This window comes from Nocardioides sp. (assembly GCF_030019515.1).
In the GTDB taxonomy this organism is placed as follows: Bacteria; Actinomycetota; Actinomycetes; order Propionibacteriales; family Nocardioidaceae; genus Nocardioides.
On the sequence record NZ_JASEEQ010000008.1, the window covers coordinates 143374 to 167874 of the forward strand.

21 protein-coding genes are annotated in these 24501 nt (G+C 73.1%); 10 read left to right on the plus strand and 11 right to left on the minus strand.

Going from position 1 to position 24501, the window contains the following annotated elements; translation table 11 throughout:
• Positions 1-6 precede the first annotated feature (6 nt).
• The 6 genes from QMC84_RS13180 to QMC84_RS13205 all read right to left on the minus strand — a co-directional run bounded on the left by QMC84_RS13180 (position 7) and on the right by QMC84_RS13205 (position 4614).
• Positions 7-555 (minus strand): hypothetical protein, encoded by a 549-nt coding sequence (locus QMC84_RS13180; protein WP_300375271.1) that lies wholly within the window; start codon positions 553-555, stop codon positions 7-9.
• Positions 552-1967 carry a HAMP domain-containing sensor histidine kinase gene (locus QMC84_RS13185; RefSeq protein ID WP_300375272.1) on the minus strand — a complete coding sequence of 472 codons (1416 nt, stop codon included), beginning with the start codon at positions 1965-1967 and terminating at the stop codon, positions 552-554. The genes QMC84_RS13180 and QMC84_RS13185 overlap by 4 nt, the downstream gene beginning before the upstream one ends.
• A complete protein-coding gene (locus tag QMC84_RS13190) occupies positions 1964-2668 on the minus strand; it encodes a response regulator transcription factor (RefSeq protein WP_300375273.1) in 705 nt (234 codons plus the stop codon). The genes QMC84_RS13185 and QMC84_RS13190 overlap by 4 nt, the downstream gene beginning before the upstream one ends.
• Positions 2669-2743: 75 nt before the next feature.
• On the minus strand, positions 2744-3622 hold the full coding sequence (locus tag QMC84_RS13195; protein WP_300375274.1) for a fructosamine kinase family protein: 879 nt from the start codon (positions 3620-3622) through the stop codon (positions 2744-2746).
• Positions 3619-4203, minus strand: coding sequence for a low molecular weight protein-tyrosine-phosphatase (locus QMC84_RS13200; RefSeq protein WP_300375275.1), 585 nt, complete (start codon positions 4201-4203; stop codon positions 3619-3621). Before QMC84_RS13200 ends, QMC84_RS13195 begins: the two co-directional genes overlap by 4 nt.
• Before the next feature lie 3 nt (positions 4204-4206).
• Positions 4207-4614 (minus strand): phage holin family protein, encoded by a 408-nt coding sequence (locus QMC84_RS13205; protein WP_300375276.1) that lies wholly within the window; start codon positions 4612-4614, stop codon positions 4207-4209.
• A gap of 183 nt (positions 4615-4797) precedes the next feature.
• Here QMC84_RS13205 and QMC84_RS13210 point away from each other — a divergent pair, with 183 nt between their 5' ends.
• The 4 genes from QMC84_RS13210 to QMC84_RS13225 are packed head-to-tail and all read left to right on the plus strand — an operon-like array spanning position 4798 to position 8636.
• Positions 4798-5352 (plus strand): VanZ family protein, encoded by a 555-nt coding sequence (locus tag QMC84_RS13210; RefSeq protein ID WP_300375277.1) that lies wholly within the window; start codon positions 4798-4800, stop codon positions 5350-5352.
• A gap of 9 nt (positions 5353-5361) precedes the next feature.
• On the plus strand, positions 5362-6432 hold the full coding sequence (gene hisC, locus QMC84_RS13215) for a histidinol-phosphate transaminase (RefSeq protein WP_300375278.1): 1071 nt from the start codon (positions 5362-5364) through the stop codon (positions 6430-6432).
• A 19-nt stretch (positions 6433-6451) separates the two neighbouring features.
• Positions 6452-7624 carry a glycoside hydrolase family 3 N-terminal domain-containing protein gene (locus tag QMC84_RS13220; protein ID WP_300375279.1) on the plus strand — a complete coding sequence of 391 codons (1173 nt, stop codon included), beginning with the start codon at positions 6452-6454 and terminating at the stop codon, positions 7622-7624.
• A gap of 43 nt (positions 7625-7667) precedes the next feature.
• Positions 7668-8636 carry a glutathione S-transferase C-terminal domain-containing protein gene (locus QMC84_RS13225; RefSeq protein WP_300375280.1) on the plus strand — a complete coding sequence of 323 codons (969 nt, stop codon included), beginning with the start codon at positions 7668-7670 and terminating at the stop codon, positions 8634-8636.
• A 142-nt stretch (positions 8637-8778) separates the two neighbouring features.
• On the opposite strand, the gene QMC84_RS13230 is transcribed toward QMC84_RS13225, so the two are convergent.
• Positions 8779-9066, minus strand: coding sequence for a DUF1905 domain-containing protein (locus QMC84_RS13230; RefSeq protein WP_300375281.1), 288 nt, complete (start codon positions 9064-9066; stop codon positions 8779-8781).
• A 22-nt stretch (positions 9067-9088) separates the two neighbouring features.
• Positions 9089-10108 carry a glycoside hydrolase family 43 protein gene (locus QMC84_RS13235; protein WP_300375282.1) on the minus strand — a complete coding sequence of 340 codons (1020 nt, stop codon included), beginning with the start codon at positions 10106-10108 and terminating at the stop codon, positions 9089-9091.
• Between the two features lie 99 nt (positions 10109-10207).
• Here QMC84_RS13235 and QMC84_RS13240 point away from each other — a divergent pair, with 99 nt between their 5' ends.
• The 4 genes from QMC84_RS13240 (at position 10208) to QMC84_RS13255 (ending at position 14930) form a co-directional block, all read left to right on the plus strand.
• Positions 10208-11122, plus strand: coding sequence for a cation diffusion facilitator family transporter (locus QMC84_RS13240; RefSeq protein WP_300375283.1), 915 nt, complete (start codon positions 10208-10210; stop codon positions 11120-11122).
• 327 nt (positions 11123-11449) lie between these two features.
• The gene (gene pdhA, locus QMC84_RS13245; RefSeq protein WP_300375356.1) at positions 11450-12532 is read left to right on the plus strand and encodes a pyruvate dehydrogenase (acetyl-transferring) E1 component subunit alpha; all 1083 of its coding nucleotides are present in this window, start codon (positions 11450-11452) and stop codon (positions 12530-12532) included.
• Complete coding sequence (locus QMC84_RS13250) at positions 12529-13509, plus strand: alpha-ketoacid dehydrogenase subunit beta (protein ID WP_300375284.1); 981 nt, start codon at positions 12529-12531, stop codon at positions 13507-13509. The genes pdhA and QMC84_RS13250 overlap by 4 nt, the downstream gene beginning before the upstream one ends.
• 11 nt (positions 13510-13520) lie before the next feature.
• Positions 13521-14930 (plus strand): dihydrolipoamide acetyltransferase family protein, encoded by a 1410-nt coding sequence (locus QMC84_RS13255; RefSeq protein WP_300375285.1) that lies wholly within the window; start codon positions 13521-13523, stop codon positions 14928-14930.
• A 105-nt stretch (positions 14931-15035) separates the two neighbouring features.
• Here QMC84_RS13255 and QMC84_RS13260 read toward each other — a convergent pair whose 3' ends face one another.
• Complete coding sequence (locus QMC84_RS13260; protein WP_300375286.1) at positions 15036-16304, minus strand: ArgE/DapE family deacylase; 1269 nt, start codon at positions 16302-16304, stop codon at positions 15036-15038.
• A 33-nt stretch (positions 16305-16337) separates the two neighbouring features.
• On the opposite strand from QMC84_RS13260, the gene QMC84_RS13265 reads away from it, so the two are divergent.
• Positions 16338-17318 (plus strand): DUF2804 domain-containing protein, encoded by a 981-nt coding sequence (locus QMC84_RS13265; RefSeq protein WP_300375287.1) that lies wholly within the window; start codon positions 16338-16340, stop codon positions 17316-17318.
• 15 nt (positions 17319-17333) lie between these two features.
• Here the strand turns inward: QMC84_RS13265 and QMC84_RS13270 are convergent, their stop codons facing one another.
• Both QMC84_RS13270 and QMC84_RS13275 read right to left on the minus strand, forming a co-directional pair.
• Positions 17334-18209 (minus strand): patatin-like phospholipase family protein, encoded by an 876-nt coding sequence (locus tag QMC84_RS13270; protein WP_300375288.1) that lies wholly within the window; start codon positions 18207-18209, stop codon positions 17334-17336.
• Positions 18210-18245: 36 nt separating this feature from the next.
• Positions 18246-19208: an IS481 family transposase gene (locus QMC84_RS13275; RefSeq protein ID WP_300375289.1), complete on the minus strand. Its 963-nt coding sequence runs from the start codon at positions 19206-19208 to the stop codon at positions 18246-18248.
• A 187-nt stretch (positions 19209-19395) separates the two neighbouring features.
• Between QMC84_RS13275 and QMC84_RS13280 the strand changes: the two genes are divergently transcribed.
• Positions 19396-24282, plus strand: coding sequence for an NAD-glutamate dehydrogenase (locus QMC84_RS13280; RefSeq protein WP_300375290.1), 4887 nt, complete (start codon positions 19396-19398; stop codon positions 24280-24282).
• Positions 24283-24501: the final 219 nt, after the last annotated feature.

Here is a 24501-nt window from a genome sequence, read left to right on the forward strand (position 1 = left end):
CATTGTTCAGGGCCGCTCGGGGGCGGCGCGCACCAGGGCCGCGAGCAGCCGTCGGGTCGCGGAGACGACCCGCCGCTCGTCGTACGGGCGGAGCTGGACGGCGTTCACGCTCTGCACCAGGCCGCCGCTCTGCACGAAGCCGGTGACGAGCACGGCCGGGCGGCGGGCGTGCACGACCAGGCGGGCGGCGTCGGCGCCGGGCACCGCGAGCCGGGTGACCCGGCCCTGGATCGAGCCCATCGTCCGCCAGGCCTCGTCGAGCCCGCCGCCGAAGAAGAGGTAGTTGACGTCGAACGCCGGACCGCCGTCGGCCACCGGCGTGAACGCGCACCGCGGCTGGTCGGCGGTGCCGGTCTGCTCGGTCATCCGCTGCCCGGCCCAACGGCTCACCTGCACGGCGTCCAGCCCGTCGCAGGGGCTCCAGCCCACGTCGGCGGCGTCCGACGCCGCTGACCCCGGACCGCCCGGGCCGCCCGAGCCGCCCGCGCCGTCAGACGAGCAGCCGGCGGCGAGCGCCGCCGCGAGGAGCGCGACGGCGGGCAGCGCCCGCCTCACGGGGCGGGGGTCCAGTCCGGGACCGGCGCGTGGGAGCCGGGCAGCCACAGGGTGAGCCGGGCGCCGCCGGCCGGCGAGCTGCCGGCCCGAGCCGTGCCGGAGTGCCGCTCGGCGACCTGCCGCACGATCGAGAGCCCGAGCCCGGAGCCGGGCATCGACCGGGACTCCTGCGAGCGGTAGAACCGATCGAAGACGTGCGGCAGGTCCTCCTCGGAGATGCCGGTCCCCTCGTCGTCGACGGTCAGCACGCCGTCCTCGAGCCGGACCCGCACGGTCCCACCGGCCGGACTCCACTTGGCCGCGTTGTCGAGCAGGTTCGTCACGGCGCGCTCGAGGCCGGAGCTCTCGCCGACCACGAACCAGGGGTCGACGGCCACGTCGAAGGTCACCGCCGGCGCGCGCCGGCGGACCCGCGCGACGGCCCGGTCGACCAGCTCCGGCAGGTCGACCGGCTCGACCACGTGAGTGAGCGGCTCGTCGCGCGCCAGCTCCATCAGGTCGCCGATCAGCGTCGTCATCTCCTCGATCTGGGCGGCGACGTCGTCGAGCAGCTCGGCGCGCGCCTCGGGCGGGAGGTCGACGCCGCCCCGGTCGGCCTGGCCGAGCAGGTCGAGGTTGGTGCGCAGCGAGGTGAGCGGGGTGCGCAGCTCGTGGCCCGCGTCGGCGACCAGCTGGCGCTGCCGGTCCCGGGAGGCGGCCAGTGCGGCGAGCATCTGGTTGAACGCGGTGGCGAGCCGCGCGATCTCGTCGTCGCCCTCGATCGGGAGCGGGCGCAGGTCCTCGGTGCGGGCGATCTCCTCCACCGACGAGGTGAGCCGCCGCACCGGTCGCAGCCCGTTGCGGGCCACCGCCCAGCCCGCCATGCCGGCGGCGATCACCCCGGCGAGCCCGAAGAGGAACATCACGATGCCGAGCCGGTTGAGGACGTTCTGCTGGGACTCCAGCGACTGGGCGAGGATCATCGTCTGGCCGCCGTCGCGACGTAGCGCGATCACCCGCCAGTGGGTGTCGCCGCCCTTGCTGACCACGGTGCGCAGCGACTGCTGCCGCTCGCCGGCGACCACCGCCGCCTCGGGGGAGCCGAGCAGGCTGATCGGGGAGCTGTTGTCGACCGAGGTCGCGACCCCGACGCCGCCCTGCAGGCAGGCGACCCAGACGTCGGCCGCCCCGAGGTACTCGTCGGGGATGTGCAGGTCGTTCTGGCACAGGTCGAGGGAGGCGGTCGCGGCCCGCTCGACCAGTGAGTCGTCGAGCGTCGTCTGCATCTGCATGCGGACGGTGAGATAGGCGCCGGCGGCGACGAACGCGACGGTCACGCCGACCGCGATCGTGGTGAGCAGCGTGACCCGGCTGGCGAGCGAGCGGCGGTAGTGCCACCGCCCGTCCGCAGGGACCGGCGGGAAGACGCTCACGATTCCTTCAGCACGTAGCCCACGCCGCGGACGGTGTGGATCAGCCGGGTCTCGCCCTCCGCCTCGGTCTTGCGGCGCAGGTAGCCGACGTACACCTCGAGGGAGTTCGCGGTCGTGGGGAAGTCGTAGCCCCACACCTCCTCGAGGATGAAGGAGCGCTCCAGGACCCGTCGCGGGCGGCGCAGGAACATCTCCAGGAGCGCGAACTCGGTGCGGGTCAGCTCGATCACCCGCTCGCCACGGCGCACCTCGCGGGTGCCGACGTCCATCGACAGGTCCGAGAACGAGAGCACCTCGTCGTCGGCGTCCTCGTGCGGGACCACCCGGCGGAGCAGGGCCCGGAGCCGGGCGAGCAGCTCCTGGAGGGCGAACGGCTTGGTGAGGTAGTCGTCGGCGCCGGCGTCGAGGCCCTCGACCCGGTCGCCCACGGCGTCGCGGGCGGTGAGCACCAGGATCGGCAGGTCGTTGCCGGCGGTGCGCAGCGCCCGGGTGGTCTCCAGGCCGTCGAGCCGGGGCATCATCACGTCCATCACGACCACGTCGGGGGCGGCGGCGGAGATGCCGGCCAGCGCCTCGGCGCCGTCGGCGGCCAGCACCACCTCGTAGCCGTTGAACTCCAGCGACCGCCGCAGCGACTCGCGCACGGCCCGGTCGTCGTCGACGACGAGCACGCGCGGCCGGGGAGCGATGGGCGTGGTCACGCTCATACTCTGCCAGCCGAGCCTGAGCCGGGACTGAGAACCGACCGGCTCCGCGGCCGGTCCCGGCCGGGCGGCTCAGGCGAAGCGGGCGGCGGCCTCGGCGGCCCGGCCGGCGTAGCCGCCGCCGAAGTGGCAGGCGTGCACGAGCAGCGGGAACACCTGGTGCAGCGCCACCCGCTCGGTCCACCCGTCGGTCAGGGGCGCGGTCTCGGCGGCGGCCTCGGCGTACGCGTCGAGCATCCGCGGCAGGTGCGGCAGCCCGAACAGCGCCAGCATCGCGAGGTCGACCTCACGGTGCCCGCCGTACGCCGCCGGGTCGATCAGCCACGCCTGCCCGTCCAGGCCCCACAGCACGTTGCCGTTCCACAGGTCGCCGTGCAGCCGGGCGGGCGGCTCCTCGGGGACCAGGTCGGCGAGCCGGGGGAGCACCGCCTCGATCGCGGCCGCCTGCTCGGCGGTCGCGGCGCCGCGGTCGCGCGCGAGCTTGAGGTAGGGCAGCACCCGGCGCGCGGCGTAGAACTCCGCCCAGCTGTCGGTCGGCCGGTTGGGCAGCGGCAGCCGGCCGATGAAGCCGTCGCGGTCCGCGCCGTACGACGGCGCCCCGGCCGCGTGGGTGGCCGCGAGCGCGCGGCCGAACCCGGTGGCCGCGTCGACGGAGTTCTTGCCCGGCTCGACCCAGCGCACGATCACGCACTCGTGGTCGACGCCGAGGACCGCGGGGACCTGGGCCCCGCCGGCGGACGTCGCCTCGGCGAGCCAGCGCAGCCCCGCCGCCTCCGCGGCGAAGAAGTCCTCCGGGGCGTGCGGCAGCGTCTTCATCAGCGCCGTCGTGCCGTCGCTGAGCCGTAGCCGGGTGGCCGTGGAGATGTCGCCGCCGGCGACCGGCGCCGTGGCCACCACCGAGGATCCGAGGAGCTCCTCGGCCCGGCGCGCGACCAGCGGCTGTCGGGTCACGAGACCCGCTCACCCCCGCCGCTCCAGGGGCGCTCGCGCTCCAGGGTCTGCACCAGGGACCTCGCCGTGCGCTCCACCATCGCGAACACCTCCTCGAATCCGGAGTCCCCACCGTAGTACGGGTCGGGCACGTCGCCGCCGGGTTCGACCGGGTCGAACTCGCGGAACAGCCGGACCCGGCCGGTCCCGTCCGGCGGGTCCACGGCGGTGTCCACAGCGGGGTCCTCGGCGGTGCCCACAGCGGGGTCCTCGAGGTCGGAGAGGTCGGCGTGGTTCTGCGCGTCCATCGCCAGCACCAGGTCCGCGGCGTCCCGGGCGTCCCACTGGCGGACCCGGTGCCGGGAGGCGTCGTACCCCGACCGGGTCAGCGTGGCGGCGGCGCGAGGGTCCATCGGGCCGCCGACGTGCCAGCCGCCGGTGCCGGCGCTGGTCACCGTGACCCGGTCGTCGAGGCCCGCGTCGGCGACCCGCTCGCTGAGCACGACCTGCGCCATCGGCGAGCGGCAGATGTTGCCCAGGCACACCACCGCGACGTGGTACCGGCCGGGGGTCCGGGCCGGGGGCAGCGCCGGCGCCACCACGGCTCAGGCCCCCTCGGCGTCGCCGAGCAGGAGGCCGACGATCCAGGTGACGACCGTGATCACGAGCGCGCCGCCGACCGCGGTCCAGAACCCGTGCACGTAGAAGTCGATGTCGAACAGGCCGGCCAGCCACTCGGTGAACAGCAGCATCAGGGCGTTGATCACCAACAGGAACAGGCCCAGCGTGATGATGACGAACGGGATCGACAGGAACTTCAGGACCGGGCTCACGAACGAGTTCACGACGCCCAGGATCAGCGCGACGAACAGCAGCGGCCAGACCTTGTCGGCCACCTCGTCCCACCCGTTCCTGGCGCCCCCGTGGAAGCCGATCCCGTCGAAGAGCTGGCACGCGACGGCGAGCGCGACCGCGTTCGTCAGCAGCCAGCCGAGCAGCTTGAAGAGACCCACACCTCGATCCTATGGGGACCGAGGTGTGGCTCGGGGGTCTCTGCGCTGCCGTCCCGGCGGCGGTTTCCCCGGGTACCCGGGGAAACCGGTACTGTTCGGCCGAAACTTCGGCCTAGAAGTGCAGGTATTGGCCGAGAGGTCCGAGCCGGGCTGTCCCGCCGGCCGCCGGATAGCCTCGACGCCGTGTTCCCGGTCGGCGGCGTGCAGGTGATGCTGCTCCTGGTCGTCGTGTCCGCGGCGGCCTGCCTGCTGCTCACCCTGGCGCTGCGCCGGCTGGGGTGGGTGACCGCCGCGTCGGTCGGAGGGCTGGTCTGGTCGCTGGCGGTGATCGCCTCGATCACGCTGATCCCGGCGAACGGCGCGCCGGGCATCGTGCCCGCGGAGGGCCGGCTGACCACCTGCTCGTGGGACCTCGGCGGACCGGCGCCGGACGCGTTCTGGATCTTCTCCGGCGGTCAGCGGCTGCTCAACACGGTCGTGTTCGTGCCGCCCGGCGCCCTGCTCGTCCTCGCGGCCGCTCGGTGGCGCGCGGCCTGGGTGCTGGTGCCGGCCGGACTGGCCGTCCTGGCCGGCTACTCCGTGGTGATCGAGGCCACCCAGCTGGCCCTGGCCCGGCTCGACCGGGCCTGCGACGTCACCGACGTGGTCGACAACGTCACCGGCGCGGTCGTCGGGGTCGCGATCGGGATCGTGCTGGCCCTGCTGCTGCGCCCCTGGCGCCGCCGCCGTCCTCACTAGGGTGGCCCCATGACCAGCCCCCAGCCCCGGCGCACCGTCGCGGAGATCCCGCCGTACGTCGCCGGCAAGCCGCCGACGGTCCGACCCGGGATGACGTCGTACAAGCTCTCCTCGAACGAGAACCCCTACCCGCCGCTGCCCGGGGTCATCGAGGCCGTGCGGGCCGGCGTCGCCGCGATGAACCGCTACCCCGACATGGGCAGCGCCGGGCTCTACGCCGCCCTGTCGGAGAAGTTCGCGGTACCGGCCGACCACCTGTCGGTGGCCACCGGGTCGGTCGGGCTGATCTACCAGCTGGTGCAGGCGTTCTGCGAGCCGGGTGACGAGGTCGTGTTCGCCTGGCGCTCGTTCGAGGCCTACCCGATCGCGGTGACCGCCGCGGCCGCGACCGCGGTCAAGGTGCCGGTGCTGGCCGACGGCCGGCACGACCTGGACGCGATGGCCGCCGCCCTCACCGACCGCACCAAGGTGGTGCTGGTCTGCACCCCCAACAACCCGACCGGGCCCGCGGTCACCCAGGCCGAGCTGGACGCGTTCCTCGCGAAGGTGCCGCCGCACGTGCTCGTCGTCGTCGACGAGGCGTACCTGGAGTTCGTGCGGATGGCCGACCCGGTCGACGGCCTCGCGACCTACCGCGCCCGGGAGAACGTGGTGCTCACCCGCACCTTCTCCAAGGCCTACGGGCTGGCGGGGTTCCGTGTCGGGTACGCCGTCGCGCCCGCGCCGATCGCGGCCGCACTGCGCGCCGTGTCGCTGCCGTTCGGCGTCTCCACCGTCGCCCAGGCCGCGGCCATCGCGTCGTTGGAGCGCCAGGCCGAGCTCCTGGAGCGGGTCGAGGCCCTGGTCGCCGAGCGCGCCCGTGTCGTGGCGGGGCTCGCGGAGGCCGGCTGGGACGTCCCCGACGCCCAGGGCAACTTCGTCTGGTTCGAGCTCGGCGAGCGGACGGCGGACTTCGCCGCAGCCGCGGACGAGGCCGGGATCGTGGTCCGCCCGTTCGCGGGCGAGGGCGCCCGGGTCTCGATCGGGGAGACCGAGGCCAACGACCGGCTGCTCCGGGTCGCTGCCGCATTCACCCGCTGACCGGGTAGCGTGCCGACGCGTGTTGTCGTCGCTCCGTCCGGTCCGGGTCGCCCTCGCGGCCGCCGTCCTGGGCACCGGGCTGCTGGTGCCCGCCACCGGCTCCGCCCACGCGCACGCGTCCGCGACCAGCGGTCGGCACCAGGAGACCCGCACCGCGGCGTCGGTGTTCCGGGAGCTGAGCCTGGCCCAGCGGGTCGGGCAGCTGTTCATGGTCGGCACGCCCGCGGACCGGGTCGACCGCGCCACCCGCGCCCAGATCCACCGCCTCCACGTCGGCAACGTGATGCTGGCCGGCCGCAGCTACGACGGCGTCCGGGCCCCGGCGCGGGTCTCCCGCGCGATGCGCGCCGAGGTCGACCGGGCGTCGACCGGCGGGGTCCGCCTGTTCGTCGCCACCGACCAGGAGGGCGGAGCGGTCCGCGTCCTGCAGGGGCCCGGGTTCTCCGACATCCCCTCCGCGCTCGAGCAGGGGACGTGGGAGCCGCGCCGGCTGCGGGGCGCCGCGAAGGTGTGGGCCGGGCAGCTGCGCCGGGCCGGCGTGAACCTCGACCTGGCGCCGGTCATGGACACGGTCCCCAGCCGCGAGGCCGCCCGGCACAACCCGCCGATCGGCCGCTACGACCGCGAGTTCGGCTTCACGACCAAGGTCGTCGCCCGGCACGGGGTCGCGTTCCTCAACGGCATGGCCGACGGCGACGTCGTACCCACCGTGAAGCACTTCCCGGGACTGGGCCGGGTGCGCGCCAACACCGACACCCACGCGGGCGTCACCGACCACGTGACGACCCGGCACGACGCCTACCTCCGTCCGTTCCGGGCGGCCATCGGCGCGGGGGTTCCGTTCGTGATGATGTCGACGGCGTACTACGAGCACCTCGACCGGCGGAACCCCGCGGCGTTCTCGCCGTTCGTGATCGGCACCATGCTGCGCGGCGACCTCGGGTTCCGCGGCGTGGTGATCTCCGACGACCTGGCCCGGGCCAGGCAGGTCGCGGGCTACAGCCCGGCCGGTCGGGCGCTGCGCTTCATCGGCGCCGGCGGCGACATCGTGCTCAGCGTCGACCCCGACCCGGTGCCGGCGATGTACCGCGCGGTCCTCGGTCGCGCGCGCACCAGCGAGCGGTTCCGGGCCAAGGTGGACGCCGCGGTGCTGCGGGTGCTGCGCGCCAAGCAGGACCGGCACCTGCTCTGAGCCGTGGGCCCGCCATGGTTGAACTCTCACCTAAGGTGGAGGCATGGGCGAGGACTCGGGCGGCGGCAGGTACCTCACGTCGGGTGAGTTCGACCGCGACATGACATACATCCCCGACCGGATCACCCGCGAGGGGCGCCGGCCCGAGCACGGCCCGGTCGAGGGCGAGCTGTGGCCGGTCGAGCCGGGTCGCTACCGGCTGGTGGCGGCGAAGGCCTGCCCGTGGGCGACGCGCTCGATCATCGTGCGCCAACTGCTCGGGCTCGAGGACGTGCTCTCGATGGGGCTCTGCGGGCCCACCCACGACGAGCGCAGCTGGACCTTCGACCTCGACCCCGGGGTCCGGGACCCGGTGCTCGGCATCGAGCGGCTGCAGGAGGCGTACTTCGCCCGCTATCCCGACTACCCGCGCGGCATCACGGTGCCCGCCGTCGTGGACGTGCCGACCGGCGCGGTGGTCACCAACGACTTCCCGTGGCTCACCCACGACCTGTTCTTCGAGTGGCGCGACCACCACCGCCCGGACGCGCCCGACCTGTGGCCCGACGACCTCCGCGAGGAGATGGACCAGGTGATGCGGCGGGTCTTCACCGAGGTCAACAACGGCGTGTACCGGTGCGGGTTCGCCGGCACCCAGGAGGCCTACGACCAGGCCTACGACCGGCTGTGGACCGCGCTGGACTGGCTCGAGGAGCGGCTCACCGACCGGCGCTACCTGATGGGCGACCGGCTCACCGAGGCCGACGTACGCCTGTTCACCACGCTGGCCCGCTTCGACGCGGTCTACCACGGGCACTTCAAGTGCAACCGCAACAAGCTCACCGAGATGCCGGCGCTGTGGGGCTATGCCCGCGACCTGTTCCAGACGCCGGGGTTCGGCGACAACACCGACTTCGACCAGATCAAGCGGCACTACTACGTCGTGCACCGGGACATCAACCCGTCGGGCGTGGTCCCCCAGGGCCCGGACCCGTCGGTCTGGCTGACCCCGCACGGGCGGGACCGGCTGTAGCGCTGCCGTCGTCGGTTTCCCCGGGTACCCGGGGAAACCAGTACCTATCGGCCGAAGTTTCACCCGAGAAGTGCAGGTTCTGCCTGAGAAGTCCGGGCGGCCCGCGCCGCGTCCGTCCGGGGATCGGCCGCCACCGGCCGGCTCAGACGTCGACGACCAGCCGCACCGTGACCTGCTGGCCGAGCTCGAGGCCCTCTGCCCGGCGCACCTGGTCCTTCAGCGGCACGACGTAGCCACCGTCCTTGGGCCACAGCGATGTGGTCCAGCGGGTCGCACCGACCTCGACGGTGACCGGGATCATCCCCCAGCCGTAGGTCACCGCCGCCGCGGTCTCGGCCAGCTGCTCGCAGTCGTCCTCGGGCACGCTGACGAAGTGGTACGGCGCCGGCCCGCGCCACTCCCAGACCTCCCCGTCGAAGGCGAGCTCCATGCCGGACAGGGTAGGAGCTGGCTCAGTGCCGCCGGATGAAGCCGTGCACCCGTGGCGCGCCGTGCCGCCAGCGCAGGTGGGCGGCATACATGACCCGGCGCGCGAAGGGCCGCTTGGCCCGGCCGAGGACGAACCGCGGCGGGCACGGCCGGCGCTTCCCGCAGGTCCAGCCGTGGAAGTAGATCACCGGGTGCTTGCGGCCCGCGGTGACGACGTCGGCGCCGCCGGGCCCGCAGATGCCGGTGTTGGTACGCCGCAGCAGCGGGTGCGGCTCGGACCGGCCCCAGCGGAACAGGCTCCTCGAGCGGCGCCACGTGGTCTCGTAGCCGCAGCTGCCGAAGTAGCCCTCGGACGTGAACAGCACCAGGTGCCGCCGGTGCCGGACCAGGACCGGGTTCTCGACCGTGTGCCGGCTGCGCAGCAGCACCCGCGGGTGGGCGTGGTGGCCGCGGTGCCGGCCGTCGCGGGTGAGCCGGAGCAGCCGGATCGAGGTCGGGTTCCCCTGGGTCTTGAACAGCAGGTAGCGGACGCCGTTGCCGCGCACGAAGCCGGAGGGGTCGATCGCGCCGCGCCGCGGGCACACCAGCGGCCGGCGGCCGACGGTGTGGAACACGTCGAGGGGGCGCCGTGCCCTCGCGACGCCGATGCAGCGGCGGGTCCTCCCGTGCGCGACCGCGGAGTAGTAGAGCAGCCAGCCGGTGCGCGACCGCACCAGCTCGGAGGCCCAGATCTGCGGTGAGCGCACCCACCGCGGGAGGTCCGGCAGGGCCGGGCGCACCGAGTGCCACGGACCGCGCGGCGAGCTCGACACGGCTCGTGGCGCCCGCCACCCGGTCGAGATCGCCAGGTAGCCCCCCGCGATCGACACCACCGAGGGGTCGGCGAACCCCTCCCGGTGCAGGACCGGAGTCACCCGCTGCGCCGGCGGCCGCAGCCGCACCGCCGACGCGTCCGGCATCAGCTCAACCGTCAGTGCCGTGGTCAGCACCGCGGCCAGCATCGTCGTCAGAGCGGCCGCAGCCGCCCGCCTCCCCCACCCCATGTGTCCCCGCCAAACGTGTCGCGTCCTGTCGTGCGGCGACAGGATCACCTGGGCATCGGCGCCGCGCAGCAGAATCTGTGGAGTTGGCACAATGCGGACATGGGGCACGACCACGACCACGCGGCGGGGCGGGCGGAGGACCGCGGCCGGCTGCGGGTGGTGCTCGCGATCACCGTCCTCGTGATGGCGGTCGAGGTGGTGGGTGCGCTGCTCACCGGCTCGCTGGCGCTGCTCGCCGACGCCGGCCACATGGCCACCGACGCCGCGGCCGTGGTGCTGGCGCTGGGGGCGTCGTACGTCGCGGCGCACGGCGGTGGCCCCCGCTCGACGTTCGGCCTGCACCGGGCCGAGATCCTCGCAGCGCTGGTCAACGCCCTGGTGCTGCTCGTGGTCTGCGGCTACCTCGCCTGGGCCGGCATCTCCCGCCTCGCCGACCCGGTGTCGGTCGACGCCGGGCCGATGGTCGCGTTCGCCGCGGTCGGCCTGGTCGCGAACGCCGTGTCGCTGGTGATCCTCAACCGTTCCGACACCGGATCGCTCAACCTGCGCGGCGCGGCCAACGAGGTGTTCGCCGACCTGGTCGGATCGGTCCTCGCGGTGCTGGCCGGCGCCGTCATCTGGGCCTGGGGCCTCGACCGCGCCGACCCGATCGCGTCCCTGGTGATCGCCGCGCTGATCCTGCCGCGCTCGCTGGTGCTGCTGCGCGAGTCCGCGTCGATCCTGCTCGAGGTCGCCCCGCAGGGCCTCGACCTGGACGACGTACGCCGGCACCTGCTCGCGATGCCCGGCGTCGTCGACGTCCACGACCTGCACGCCTGGACGATCACCAGCGGGATGCCGAGCCTGTCGGCCCACGTGACCGTCACCGAGGAGGTGCTCGCCGAGCTCGGCGTCGGTGGCGTCCTCGACCGGCTGTGCGAGTGCACCGCGGAGCACTTCGACCTGCGGCACTCGACCTTCCAGGTCGAGCCGGTCAGCCACCGCGAGCACGAGGACCTCGGCGAGGTCCACTGACGACCCGTGGTGCGCCGAGGTGAGCCGCTCGCGCAACGATCGCCCCGGTTGGTTGCCCGGTTGGTTGCCCCGGTTGATTGGCGGGTCCGACGGTGGCACCGGTAGGTTGAACGTGCACGATTGTGTTCCGGGTCACAGGGCGCCACACCCCCCGCGCCCCGCGTCCGGAGCGGCCGACATCGGCACGCGGAGACCCCGTACCGCCGACGACTCGAAGGAGCGCACGTGACCCAGCAGGCAGCGGGTGGCAACCCCGCGAACACGGCTGGCTTCGGCCCCGACCTCGCCGAGGTCTTCGGGCCCTCCCAGCAGGACGGCGGACCCGAGCTGGTCCAGCTGCTCACGCCCGAGGGAGAGCGGGTGGAGCACCCCGACTTCTCCTTCGACCTCGGCGACGACGCCATCCTCGGCTTCTACCGCGACATGGTCCTCACCCGTCGCATCGACACCGAGGCGACCGCGCTGCAGCGGCACGGCGAGCTCGGCATCTGGGCCCAGCTGCTCGGCCAGGAGGCCGCACAGATCGGCGCCGGCCGCGCGCTGCGCCCCCAGGACTACGTCTTCCCGACCTACCGCGAGCACGGCGTCGCCTGGTGCCGCGGCATCGACCCGCTCGACCTGCTCGGCCTGTTCCGCGGCGTCGACCAGGGCTCCTGGGACCCGAAGGCCAACAACTTCGGGCTCTACACGATCGTGATCGGCGCCCAGACCCTGCACGCCACCGGCTACGCCATGGGCATGCAGCGCGACGGCGTCGTCGGCACCGGCGACCCCGACCGCGACGCCGCGGTCATCGCGCACTTCGGCGACGGCGCCTCCTCGCAGGGCGACGTCAACGAGTCGTTCGTCTTCGCCGCGTCCTACAACGCACCGGTGGTCTTCTTCTGCCAGAACAACCAGTGGGCGATCTCCGAGCCGTTCGAGCGGCAGAGCCGGATCCCGCTCTACCAGCGCGCGCTCGGCTTCGGCTTCCCCGGCGTCCGCGTCGACGGCAACGACGTGCTGGCGACGTACGCCGTCACCAAGGCCGCGCTCAACCGGGCCCGCGACGGCCAGGGCCCGACGTTCGTGGAGGCCTACACCTACCGGATGGGCGCGCACACCACGACCGACGACCCGACCCGCTACCGGCTCTCCGACGACCTGGAGCGCTGGAAGCTCAAGGACCCGATCGCCCGCGTCGAGGCCTACCTGCGGCGCAACGGGATCGCTGACGACGGGTTCTTCGCCGGCGTCCAGGAGGAGGCGGCCGACCTCGGTGCCCGGCTCCGCGAGGGCTGCAGGGCGCTGCCGGACCCCTCGCCGCTGAGCATCTTCGACCACGTCTACACCGAGCTCACCGAGGAGCTCGAGCAGCAGCGGGAGGCGTTCGCCGCCTACCTCGAGTCCTTTGAGGGGGCGCAGGCATGAGCACCAAGATCACGCTGGCCAAGGGCCTCAACATGGGGCTGCGCAAGGCGATGGAGGACGACCCGAAGGTCCTGCTCATGGGCGAGGACGTCGGCAAGCTCGGCGGTGTCTTCCGGATCACCGACGGGCTGCAGAAGGACTTCGGCGAGGACCGGGTCATCGACTCGCCGCTGGCCGAGTCCGGCATCGTCGGCACCGCCGTCGGGCTGGCGCTGCGCGGCTACCGGCCCGTGGTCGAGATCCAGTTCGACGGGTTCGTCTACCCGGCGTACGACCAGATCGTCTGCCAGGTCGCGAAGATGACGTTCCGCAGCCAGGGCAAGTCCCGGATGCCGATGGTGATCCGGATCCCGTTCGGCGGCGGCATCGGCGCGGTCGAGCACCACAGCGAGAGCCCGGAGGCGCAGTTCGCGCACACGCCGGGCCTGAAGGTGGTGGCCTGCTCCAACCCCGTGGACGGCTACTGGATGATCCAGCAGGCGATCGCGTGCGACGACCCGGTGATCTTCCTCGAGCCCAAGCGGCAGTACCACGCCGACAAGGCCGATCTCGACGACACCGCCACCCCGGCCCCGCTGTTCAGCTCCCGGGTGGTGCGGCGCGGCACCGACATCACGGTGCTCGCCTACGGCCCGACGGTGAAGACCGCGATGGCAGCGGCGGAGGCCGCCGCCACCGAGGGCCGCTCGCTCGAGGTGATCGACCTGCGCACGCTCTCGCCGCTGGACATGACGCCCGTCTACGAGTCGGTACGCCGCACCGGCCGGGTGGTCGTGACCCACGAGGCGCACGTCAACCTCGGCCTGGGCGCGGAGCTCTCGGCCCGGATCACCGAGCAGTGCTTCTACTCCCTGGAGGCACCGGTGCTGCGGGTCGGAGCCTTCGACACGCCCTACCCGGCGTCCCGGATCGAGGAGGACTACCTCCCCGACCTGGACCGGGTGCTGGACGCCGTCGACCGCTCGCTCGAGTTCTGAAGGAGGCCCGCGTGCCTGAGTACAAGCTGCCCGACCCGGGCGAGGGCCTGACCGAGGCCGAGATCGTCAAGTGGCACGTCGCCGTGGGCGACGTCGTCGAGATCAACCAGATCGTCGTCGAGATCGAGACCGCGAAGTCGATCGTCGAGCTGCCCTCGCCGTACGCCGGTGCGGTCAGCGCGATCCTGGTCGCCGAGGGCGAGATGATCCCGGTCGGCACGCCGATCATCGCGATCGGCGACGACGTGGCCGACGAGCCGGCGGCCGGTGGCGCGCCGGAGGCGCCGGAGGCGATCGACCTGTCCAACCCGGCCGCGTCCGGGGGCGGCGAGGGCGAGAGCCTGGTCGGCCGCAACAAGGCCGACCGGGGGCCGGTCCGCCGGGCCCGCAAGGTGCCCTCCGGGGCGATGGCCGCGCACATGCAGGCGCAGGCCGCGTTCGAGACCGGCGGAGCGCCGATGGTCGAGGCCGACGAGGAGCCGGTGCCCGCCACCGCCGCCGCGCCGCTGGACACCCCGGCCGCGGCGCGCACCCTGGCCAAGCCGCCGGTGCGCAAGCTGGCCAAGGACCTCGGCGTCGACATCACCACGCTCACGCCGAGCGGGCCGAACGGCACCGTGTCGCGGGAGGACGTGGAGTCCGCGGCCGGCGGTGACGCGTCCGGGGCTCCGGGGCTCGGCGCCGGGGCGCCTCGCACCTCGACCGCCGGCGGCGGCGAGCGGGAGTGGCGCGAGCCGATCAAGGGCGTGCGGAAGATGATGGCGCAGGCGATGAGCCGGTCGGCGTTCACCAGCCCGCACGTGACCGAGTGGGTCACCATCGACGTCACCCGCACGATGGAGCTGGTCGAGCGGCTGAAGGCGCGGCGCGAGTTCCGCGAGGTCAGGGTCTCACCGCTGCTGGTGCTGGCCCGGGCGTGCCTGCTCGCGATGCGGCGGACCCCCGAGATCAACTCGTGGTGGGACGACGCGGCGCAGGAGGTCGTCTACAAGCGCTACGTGAACCTTGGCATCGCCGCGGCCACCCCGCGCGGACTCGTCGTCCCCAACGTCAAGGACGCCGACTCGATGAGCCTGCTCGAGCTCGCGCAGGCGCTGAACGCGCTGACCGCGACCGCGCGCGAGGGGAAGACCCAGCCGGCCGAGATGGCCGGCGGCACGTTCACGATCACCAACGTGGGCGTCTTCGGCGTCGACTCCGGTACGCCGATCATCAACCCCGGCGAGTCCGCGATCCTCTGCTTCGGCGCGATCCGCAAGCAGCCGTGGGTCGACGAGGCGACCGGCGAGATCGTGGCACGCGACCTGACCACGTTGGCGCTCTCCTTCGACCACCGGCACATCGACGGGGAGAAGGGCTCGCGCTACCTCGCCGACGTCGCGGGGATCATGGCGGACCCGGCCTCCGCGCTGCTCTTCTGAGCCGCTCGTCGCCGGGACGTCATACGGACAGTGTGTCCCCCTCCTCCGTCGGTATGACGTCCCGGCGAACGCGGCCGGGCCGAGGAGGCCCGCAACCGCTGGTGATCAGCGGCAGGCCCGCATCAGGGCGAGCACCAGGCTCTCGGTGACGGCGACCAGCTCGTCCACGTCGACCGCCTCCTGCGGGCCGTGGGCGAGCCGGACGTCGCCGGGGCCGTAGTGGAGCGTGGGGATGCCGGCGGCGGCGTACAGCCGCAGGTCGCTGCCGTACGGCGCCCCGCGCTCGCGCGGCCGGGGCCCCTGGGTGACATCGGCGTGCGCGGTCGCGACCAGGTCGAGCAGCGCGCTGCTCCCCTCGGCGTACTGCCCGCTGGCGAACTGCCCCCCGGTCCACGCGACGGTCGGCGCGTGGTCGCGCAGCCACAGGTCCGCGCACGCGGCCTCGGCGATCGCCTCCTCGAGCTCGGCGCGCGCGTCGTCGGGGTCCTCGCCGAGCGCGACGCCGAGCCGGCCCTCGGCGACCAGCAGGTCCGGGACGGTGCTGGCCCAGTCGCCGCAGCCGACCTTGCCGATCGAGAGCGGGTAGGCGAGCGGGTACTCGGCCATCAGCGGGTGGACGTCGCGGTTGCGGCGCGCCTCGAGCGCGGCGAGCGCGGCGTGCAGCGGCCAGAACTTCTCCAGCGCGCTGACGCCGGCGTACGACGTGCTCGCGTGGGTCGCGGCCCCCGGGACCCGGAGCTCGAAGGTGAGGGCTCCGGCGTTCGCGGTGGTGATCGTGCCGCTGGTGGGCTCGGTGATGATGCAGGCCCGGCCCCGGTGCCCGCGCTCGAGCGTGGCGAAGGCGCCGAGTCCGCCGTCCTCCTCGCCGACCACCAGCTGCACGGCGTACGGCCTCGTGAGCGCGATCCCCGCGGCGCGCACGGCGCGGACCGCGGCCAGGTTGGCGACCACGCCGGCCTTCATGTCGCAGGTGCCGCGGCCGTGCACGCGCCGGCCGGTGACGGTCCCGCCGAACGGGTCGGCGCGCCACGCGCCGAGGTCGCCCGGCGGCACCACGTCGACGTGGCCCTGGAGGACCAGCTCGGGCTCGCCGGGCCCGCTGGCGGCCACCAGGCCCCAGCTCTCGGTGCGCGGCGCCTCCCAACCGGGGAACGCCGGGTCGGCGGTCAGCCGGTCCAGGTCGAGCTGCCACAGGTCGACGTCGAGCCCGAGCTCGCCCAGCTGCTTGGCGAGCCGGTGCTGGACGTCGCACTCGGCGTCGCTGCCGCTGATGCTGGGGACCGAGACGAGCTCCACGAGGTCACGGACCAGCTCGCGCTCGTCGACGAACGCGAGTGCGCGCAGCTCACGGTCGCTGAGATCTCGGTAGGGCACGGGCCGAAGGTTAGTAACTGATAGACCACCCCTGTGGCAGAACGCGAGATCACGACGCCGGTCGACCTGTGCCTGCCCGGCGGCCGGCTCGACCCGGACGCGGTCGGCTGGTCGCGCCGGCCGCTGCACCGCGCGAACCTGCGCGGCTGGGGCCGGGCGAAGCGCTGGGAGTACTGGGGCGTCGTGACGCCGCGGCTCTGCCTCGGGGTGGTCGCCTCGTCGCTCGGCTACGCCGGGGTCTGCTCGGTGTGGGTGCTGGACCGTGAGACCGGGCGGACCTGGTCGCACGAGGAGGTGCCGCCGTTGGCCCGCGGGGTGGCGCTGGCGCCGGGGGTCGGCGGCCGCACGCTGGTCGAGGCCGGGCGGCTGCGGATCGAGCTGGCCGACGCGCCCGGCGGGACCGGTGCGCCCGGCGGGGTCGTGGTCCGGGCGAGCGCGCCGGGGATCGAGGTGGACCTGGCGGTCGGCGCCGGGGGCGAGTGCGTCGGGGTGGTGGTGCCGTGGAGCACCCGCCGCTTCCAGTACACGGTCAAGGACGTCGCCCGCTCCGTCACCGGGCGGGTCGTGCTCGAGGGCACGCCGTACGACGTGACCGAGGGGTGGGCGGTCCTCGACCACGGGCGCGGCAAGTGGCCCTACGCGATCACCTGGAACTGGGCGGCCGGCTCGTCGGAGCGGGTCGGCATCACGCTCGGCGGGAAGTGGACCGACGGCACCGGGTTGACCGAGAACGCGCTGTTCGTCGACGGCCGGGCGCACAAGATCGGCGAGGAGCTGGCCTGGGAGTACGACCGCACCGACTGGCGACGACCGTGGCGGATCCACGGGCCGCGTGTCGACGCCCGGCTCGAGCCGTTCCACGAGCGCGTGGACAAGACCAACCTCGGGGTGGTGGCCAACGAGACCCACCAGTGCTTCGGCCGCTTCAGCGGCTGGGCCGCCACCGACGACGGCGAGCGGGTGCCGCTCGACGGGCTGGTCGGTTGGGCCGAGGAGGCCCGCAACCGCTGGTGACCCGTCGGGTGCCGGTCAGTGCCCGGCCGCGTCCAGCGCCTCGGCGGTGAGGGTGCGGCCGAGCTCGATCATCTCCGCGGCGCGGTGGAACTCCAGCGACCGGGCGGCGCCGACCGGCACCGTCACCAGCACGTCCGGCGGGAGCCCGGCCATCCGGTACCGGGTGATCAGCCCCTGCATCGCGTCCATGGACAGCCCGACGACGTCGGAGAGCCGCACCTGCTCGAGCAGCGTGGGCGGCTCGGGCTCCGCGGTCCGGCCGACGGTACGGCGTACCCGCTCGACGAGCTCCTCGCGCCAGGTCGGGCTCGCGGGCTCGCGCGCCGGGGTGGCCCGCTCGTGCGCGGTGCGGGCGCCCTGGAGGGAGATCGCGATGGTGAGCTCGGCCACGGAGATGGCGGTGGGCTCGATCGGGACCGGGTTCATCAGCCCACCGTCGGCGAGCAGCCGGCCGTTCATCTCCACCGGCGTGATCACGCCCGGGATCGCGGTCGAGGCGCGGATCGCGGAGACCAACGGGCCGCGCTGGAACCACACCTCGCGGCGGGCGTGCAGGTCGGTGGCGACGGCGGTGAACGGGACCGGCAGGTCCTCGATCCGCTGCCCGCCGACCAGCCGCTCGACCTCGGCGAAGAACCGGCCGGCGGCGATGGCGCCGGGGGCCGACCACTTCGGGTCGAGGAGCCGGAACAGGTCGCGCTGGGTCAGCGAGCGGGCCCACTCGGTGTAGGGCTCGAGCCGGTCGGCGGCGGCCAGGCCGCCGACGAGCGCGCCCATCGACGAGCCGGCGATCGCGACGATCTCGTGGCCGCGGGCCCGGATCTCCTCGATCGCGCCGATGTGGGCGTAGCCGCGGGCCCCGCCGGAGCCGAGGGCGAGGGCCACGCGCATGACTCCGAGGGTACGGCGCCTAGGTGTACCCGGCCATCAGGTTGGTAGCAGGCGGCTGATCGGCGGCTTGCCTCCGAGTGCGCTGTGGCGGCGCTCAGTGTTGTAGTGCTCGAGCCAGGGGGCAAGAGCTGCTACGCGTTCGGCGTTGCTGGTGAAGGTCTGTCGGTAGGCCCACTCGGTGGCCAGGGTGCGGTTGAGGCGCTCTACCTTGCCGTTCTGCCAGGGACAGTGGGGGCGAATGAACTTCTGCCGGATGTCGTGCTCGGCGCACACGCGCTTGAGGTCTGCGGAGTGGCGGTAGGCGAAGGCGTTGTCGGTCATCAACCGCTCGATTCGAGCGATTCCATGCTCGGCGAAGTAGACGATGGCGCGTTCGAGAAACCCTGCGCAGGTCGCGCCCTTCTCATCGGCCAGGGCCTCGCTGTAGGCCAGGCGGGTGTAGTCGTCGACCAGTGAGTGCACGTAGTCGTAGCCGGGGCCGTTGACGCGGTCACGCGGGATGCCTCGTCCGTGGACGCGCCAGCCACCACCATCGGGGATGCGTCCGAGCTTCTTGACGTCCATGTGGACCAGCTCGCCTGGCCGTTCGCGTTCGTAGCGGACCGCGGTCGCCTTCGAGGAGCGGATCACCTCGCCGGTGATCGGGTCGCACTCACGCAGGTAGGGCATCTCGTGGCGGCGCAGGATCCGAGACACCGTCCGGGCCGGCACCCCGACCTTCGGGCCGAGCACGTCTGCGCCGTCGCGATGTGTGGCCCGGGCGGCCAGGACCTTTTGTTCGACCTCGGGGCTGGTGCGAGTCGGCATCGTGTGCGGACGCGAGGACCGCGTCACCAGCCCGGGATCGCCTTCAGCCTCGAAGCGGTCGATCCAGGTTCTGACGCACTTGCGGGAGACGCCCATCGCGGCCGCGATATGGGCTTGAGGCCAACCGGCCTGGTGGCGCTGGACGATCAAGCGGCGACCATGGACGGTCAGCCGGGCACTACCGTGGGACACGAGAACCTCCGGGTGGGAGTGGGCCTTAGACAAGCCACATCCCATTCGGAGGTTCTCGTTCGTTCAACCAGGCTCGCCGCTACCAACGTCCTGGCCGGGTACATCTAGGGGCCTCTCAGAGGTCCGGGACCGTCGACTCGGCGGGGCGGAGTTGGTGGACGGACGGCGGCGTCCTAATGTCGGACCCGTGTCAACGACGACGCGTGAGCAGGACCTGTCCGAGCTGCTGTCCGAAGCGGCTGCCCTGGCCCGCAGGGGCAAGGGGACGGGCAGCCCACCCCACGACGCCGCAGAGGGCCTGATCCGGGCCTACTACCGCCATGTCGCCGCCGAGGACGTGTGCGAGCGCTCCGCCGTCGACGTGTACGGCGCGTTCGCGTCGCACTACCGGCTGGCTGCCGAGCGCCCCCAGGGCACGGCCCGGGTCCGGGTGTTCACGCCGACGCCGGGCGACCAGGGCTGGTCGGCCGCGGGGCACTCCGTCGTCGAGGTCGTCGTCGATGACATGCCGTTCCTGGTCGACTCGCTGACCATGGAGCTGTCGCGCCAGATGCGCGACGTGCACCTGGTCATCCACCCGCTCTTCGACGTGGTCCGCGACATCACCGGCGACCTGCGCGAGGTCGGTCCCGGCTCCGACGAGACCGACTCCGACGAGACCGGCCGCGAGCTCGGCCGCGAGTCGTGGATGCACGTCGAGATCGACCGGATCCCCGAGGGCGAGGACCTCGGGCAGGTCGAGGAGTCGATCCAACGGGTGCTGCGCGACGTGCGCGAGTCGGTCGAGGACTGGTCGAAGATGCACGCCCAGGTCGCCGACATCGTCCACGAGCTGACCGTCGAGCCGCCCGAGGGCGTCGACGCCGACGAGGTGCGCGAGGCGCGGGACCTGCTCCAGTGGCTGGCCGACGACCACTTCACGTTCCTCGGCTACCGCGAGTACCACCTCGAGCGGCAGGACGACAGCGAGCACCTCCGCGGCGTCCCCGGCACCGGCCTGGGCATCCTGCGCGCCGACCAGGACATGTCGACCTCGTCGGGCAAGCTGCCGGCCCAGGCAGCGGCCAAGGCGCGCGAGAAGACCATGCTGGTGCTGACCAAGGCGAACTCCCGCTCGACGGTGCACCGCCCGGCGTACCTCGACTACGTCGGCGTGAAGAGGTTCGAGAACGGCGAGGTCGTCGGCGAGCGCAGGTTCCTCGGCCTGTTCTCCAGCGCGGCCTACACCGAGTCACTGACCCGCATCCCGCTGCTGCGCGACCGCGCGGCCGCGGTCCTCAAGCGGATCGGCTTCTCGCCGCAGAGCCACGACGGCAAGGCGCTGCTGGACACGCTCGAGACCTATCCGCGCGACGAGCTGTTCCACACCAGCGTGGACGAGCTGGCCCCGATGGCCGAGGCCGCGATGCATGCCCGCGAGCGCCGCCAGCTGAAGATGTTCATCCGGCGCGACACCTACGGGCGCTACGTGTCGGTGCTGGTCTACCTCCCCCGCGACCGCTACAACACCGCGGTCCGGGAGCGGTTCTCCGAGATCCTGCGCGAGAGCCTGGGCGGCGCCACCGTGGAGTTCACCGTCCGGCTGACCGAGTCCACGACCGCCCGGGTGCACTTCGTCGTGCACCCGCCCAAGGGCTCGGCGATCCACGAGGTCGACTCCGCCGAGCTCGAGCGCCGCCTCACCGAGGCGTCCCGCTCGTGGCGCGACGACTTCGCCACCGCGGTGCTCGCGGAGTACGGCGAGGAGGACGGCGCACGGCTGGCCCGCCGCTACCTCGACTCGTTCCCGGAGGCCTACAAGGAGGACTTCCCAGCCCGGATCGGGGCGCTCGACCTCGGCCGGCTCGAGGACGTCCGCCTCGGCGAGAACGGCGCGGGACTCGACCTGTCGCTCCACCAGGACCTCGACGCGGGCCAGGGCGAGGCGCGGCTGAAGGTGTACCGGATCGGGCCGCCGCTGTCGCTCTCGGAGGTCCTGCCGATGCTGTCCTCGATGGGGGTCGAGGTCGTCGACGAGCGGCCCTACGACCTCGACGGGCTCGAGCGGCCGACGTACATCTACGAGTTCGGCCTGCGCTACGACCGGGCCCTGCCGGACAACTCACGCGAGCTGTTCCAGGACGCCATCCGGGCGGTGTGGGACGGGCACAACGAGATCGACGGCTTCAACTCGCTGGTCCTCGGGGCCGGCCTGACCTGGCGCCAGGCGACGGTGCTGCGCGCGTACGCCAAGTACATGCGCCAGGGGAACTCGCCGTTCGCGCTGGACTACATCCACGAGGCACTCAGCAGCAACGTCGACATCACCCGGCTGCTGGTGCTGCTCTTCGAGGTCCGCTTCGACCCGACGGCGGACCTCAGCCGAGCCGAGATGATCGAGGAGCGGATCATCCGGGCCCTCGACGACGTCGCGAGCCTCGACCACGACCGGATCCTGCGCTCCTACCTCGCGCACATCCACGGCACGCTGCGCACCAACTACTTCCAGACGCCCCGCGGGGGCGGGGTGCGCTCCTACATCTCGTTCAAGCTCGACCCGGCCGGGATCCCGGACCTGCCCGAGCCGCGGCCGCGCTTCGAGATCTTCGTGTACTCCCCACGCGTCGAGGGCGTGCACCTGCGCTTCGGCGCGGTCGCCCGGGGCGGCCTGCGCTGGTCGGACCGGCGCGACGACTTCCGCACCGAGGTGCTGGGCCTGGTGAAGGCGCAGATGGTGAAGAACACCGTGATCGTGCCGGTCGGCGCCAAGGGCGGGTTCTTCTGCAAGCAGCTCCCTGCCCCCAGCGACCGCGACGCGTGGCTGGCCGAGGGCGTCGCCTGCTACAAGACGTTCATCTCCGGGCTCCTCGACATCACCGACAACCTCGTCGACGGAGAGACGGTCCCGCCGGAGCAGGTGGTGCGCCACGACGGCGACGACTCCTACCTGGTGGTGGCCGCCGACAAGGGCACCGCTGCGTTCTCCGACATCGCGAACGGCGTCGCCAAGGACTACGGCTTCTGGCTGGGCGACGCGTTCGCCAGCGGCGGGTCGGTCGGCTACGACCACAAGGGCATGGGCATCACCGCCCGAGGCGCGTGGGTCGCGGTGCAGCGGCACTTCCGCGAGCGCGGGGTCGACTGCCAGACCGAGGACTTCACCTGCGTCGGCATCGGCGACATGTCCGGCGACGTCTTCGGCAACGGCATGCTCCGCTCCGAGCACACCCGCCTGGTCGCGGCCTTCGACCACCGCGACATCTTCCTGGACCCGAGCCCGGACGCGGCCGCGTCGTACGCCGAGCGCAAGCGGCTCTTCGAGCTGCCCCGCTCGAGCTGGCAGGACTACGACCATGCGCTGATCTCCGAGGGCGGCGGCGTCTACTCGCGCTCGCTGAAGAAGATCGCGCTCAACGACGCGGTGCGCGGCGCGCTCGGCATCGCCGACGGCATCGAGTCGATGACGCCGGCCGAGCTGATGCGCGCCATCCTGCTCGCGCCGGTCGACCTGCTCTGGAACGGCGGCATCGGCACCTACGTGAAGTCCTCGGAGGAGTCCAACGCCGACGCCGGGGACAAGGCGAACGACGGCATCCGCGTCGACGGCCGTGAGCTGCGGGCCCGCTGCGTCGGCGAGGGCGGCAACCTCGGGTTCACCCAGCTCGGCCGCGTGGAGTACGCCCTGGAGGGCGGTCCCGGAGCCGCCGATGCCGGGCGTGGGGGCCGGATCAACACCGACTTCATCGACAACTCCGCGGGCGTCGACACCTCCGACCACGAGGTGAACCTGAAGATCCTGCTGGACCGGGTGGTCAAGAACGGCGACCTCACCGAGAAGCAGCGCAACACCCTGCTCGCCGAGATGACCGACGAGGTCGCTGACCTGGTGCTGCGGGACAACTACGAGCAGAACCTCGCGCTGGCGAACGCGGCCGCGAACGCCGGGTCGATGCTGCACGTCCACGAGGAGTGGATCCGCAGCCTGGAGCGCGACGGTCTCATCAACCGTGAGCTCGAGGGCCTGCCCACGAGCCGCGAGGTGCGCCGCCGGCTCGACCGCGGGGCGGGCCTCACCACCCCGGAGATGTCGGTGCTGCTCGCCTGGACCAAGATCGCGCTGGCCGAGGAGCTGCTGGCCTCCGACCTGCCCGACGACCCGTACCTCGACCTGGACCTGCGGGCGTACTTCCCGCAGCCGGTCCAGGACGGCTTCGGTCCGCAGATCCACGAGCACCCGCTGCGCCGCGAGATCATCGTGACCCAGGTCGTCAACGACATCGTGAACGGCGCCGGGATCACGTTCTGGCCGCGGCTGTCCGGGGAGACCGGCGCCAGTGGCGCCGAGCTGACCCGCGCCAACTTCGTGGCCCGCGAGATCTTCGGCTCGCTGCCCGTGCGTGACGCCCTGCGCGAGCTCGACAACCAGCTGGACGCCGCGGTGCAGACCCGGATGCGGCTGGAGATGCGCACGCTGGTGGAGCGGGCCTCGCGGTGGCTGGTCAACAACCGGCGGCCGCCGCTGGACAGCCAGGGCACTGTGGACCAGTTCTCCGGGCCGGTCCAGCGGGTGCTGGCCGAGCTGCCGGACCTGATGACCGGCCGCGAGCTCGCGGCGTACCAGGACCGGCGTGACCGCCTCGAGGCCGAGGGCGTGCCGGCCGAGGTGGCGAGCCGGGTCGCCGTGCTGCCGCCGGCCTACATGCTGCTCGGCATCGTCGAGGTGGCCGCCCGGGAGGGTCTCGACCCGGCCGAGGTGACCCGGGTGCACTTCGCGCTGGGGGAGCGGCTCGGACTGGCCGCGCTCGTGCAGCGGATCCTGGGCCTGCCGCGCGACGACCGGTGGCAGACGATGGCCCGGGCGGCGCTGCGCGACGACCTGCACGACGTGCACACCCAGCTCACCGCGCAGGTGCTCGCGACGACCTCCGCGGACGACCCGGCAGCGGACCGGATCGCCGCCTGGGAGGACGCCGACGGCGTGCTGGTGCCGCGTGCGGCCGCCACGCTCGAGGAGATCTGCGCCGACGACGCGGCCGACCTGGCCCGGCTCTCGGTCGGGCTGCGCATCGTGCGCGGGCTGCTCGCGACCGGCTGACCCGAGCCGGGCGGCCCGCCCCGCCCGTCCAGAACGTCGTCGTTTGGTCACCAACGGCGTGACTGGGCCCGGTTCGGTCCGCCGTTGGTGACCAAACGACGTGGAGTTCCGCCGCCGGTGCGGCGCGGGGGGCATGGACGGCCGGCGCGCCCCGCGCGCGTCCGGACGAGGTGATCGCCGTCGAGAGGTAGCGGCATCAATCCCGTCGCCGGGTGTCGG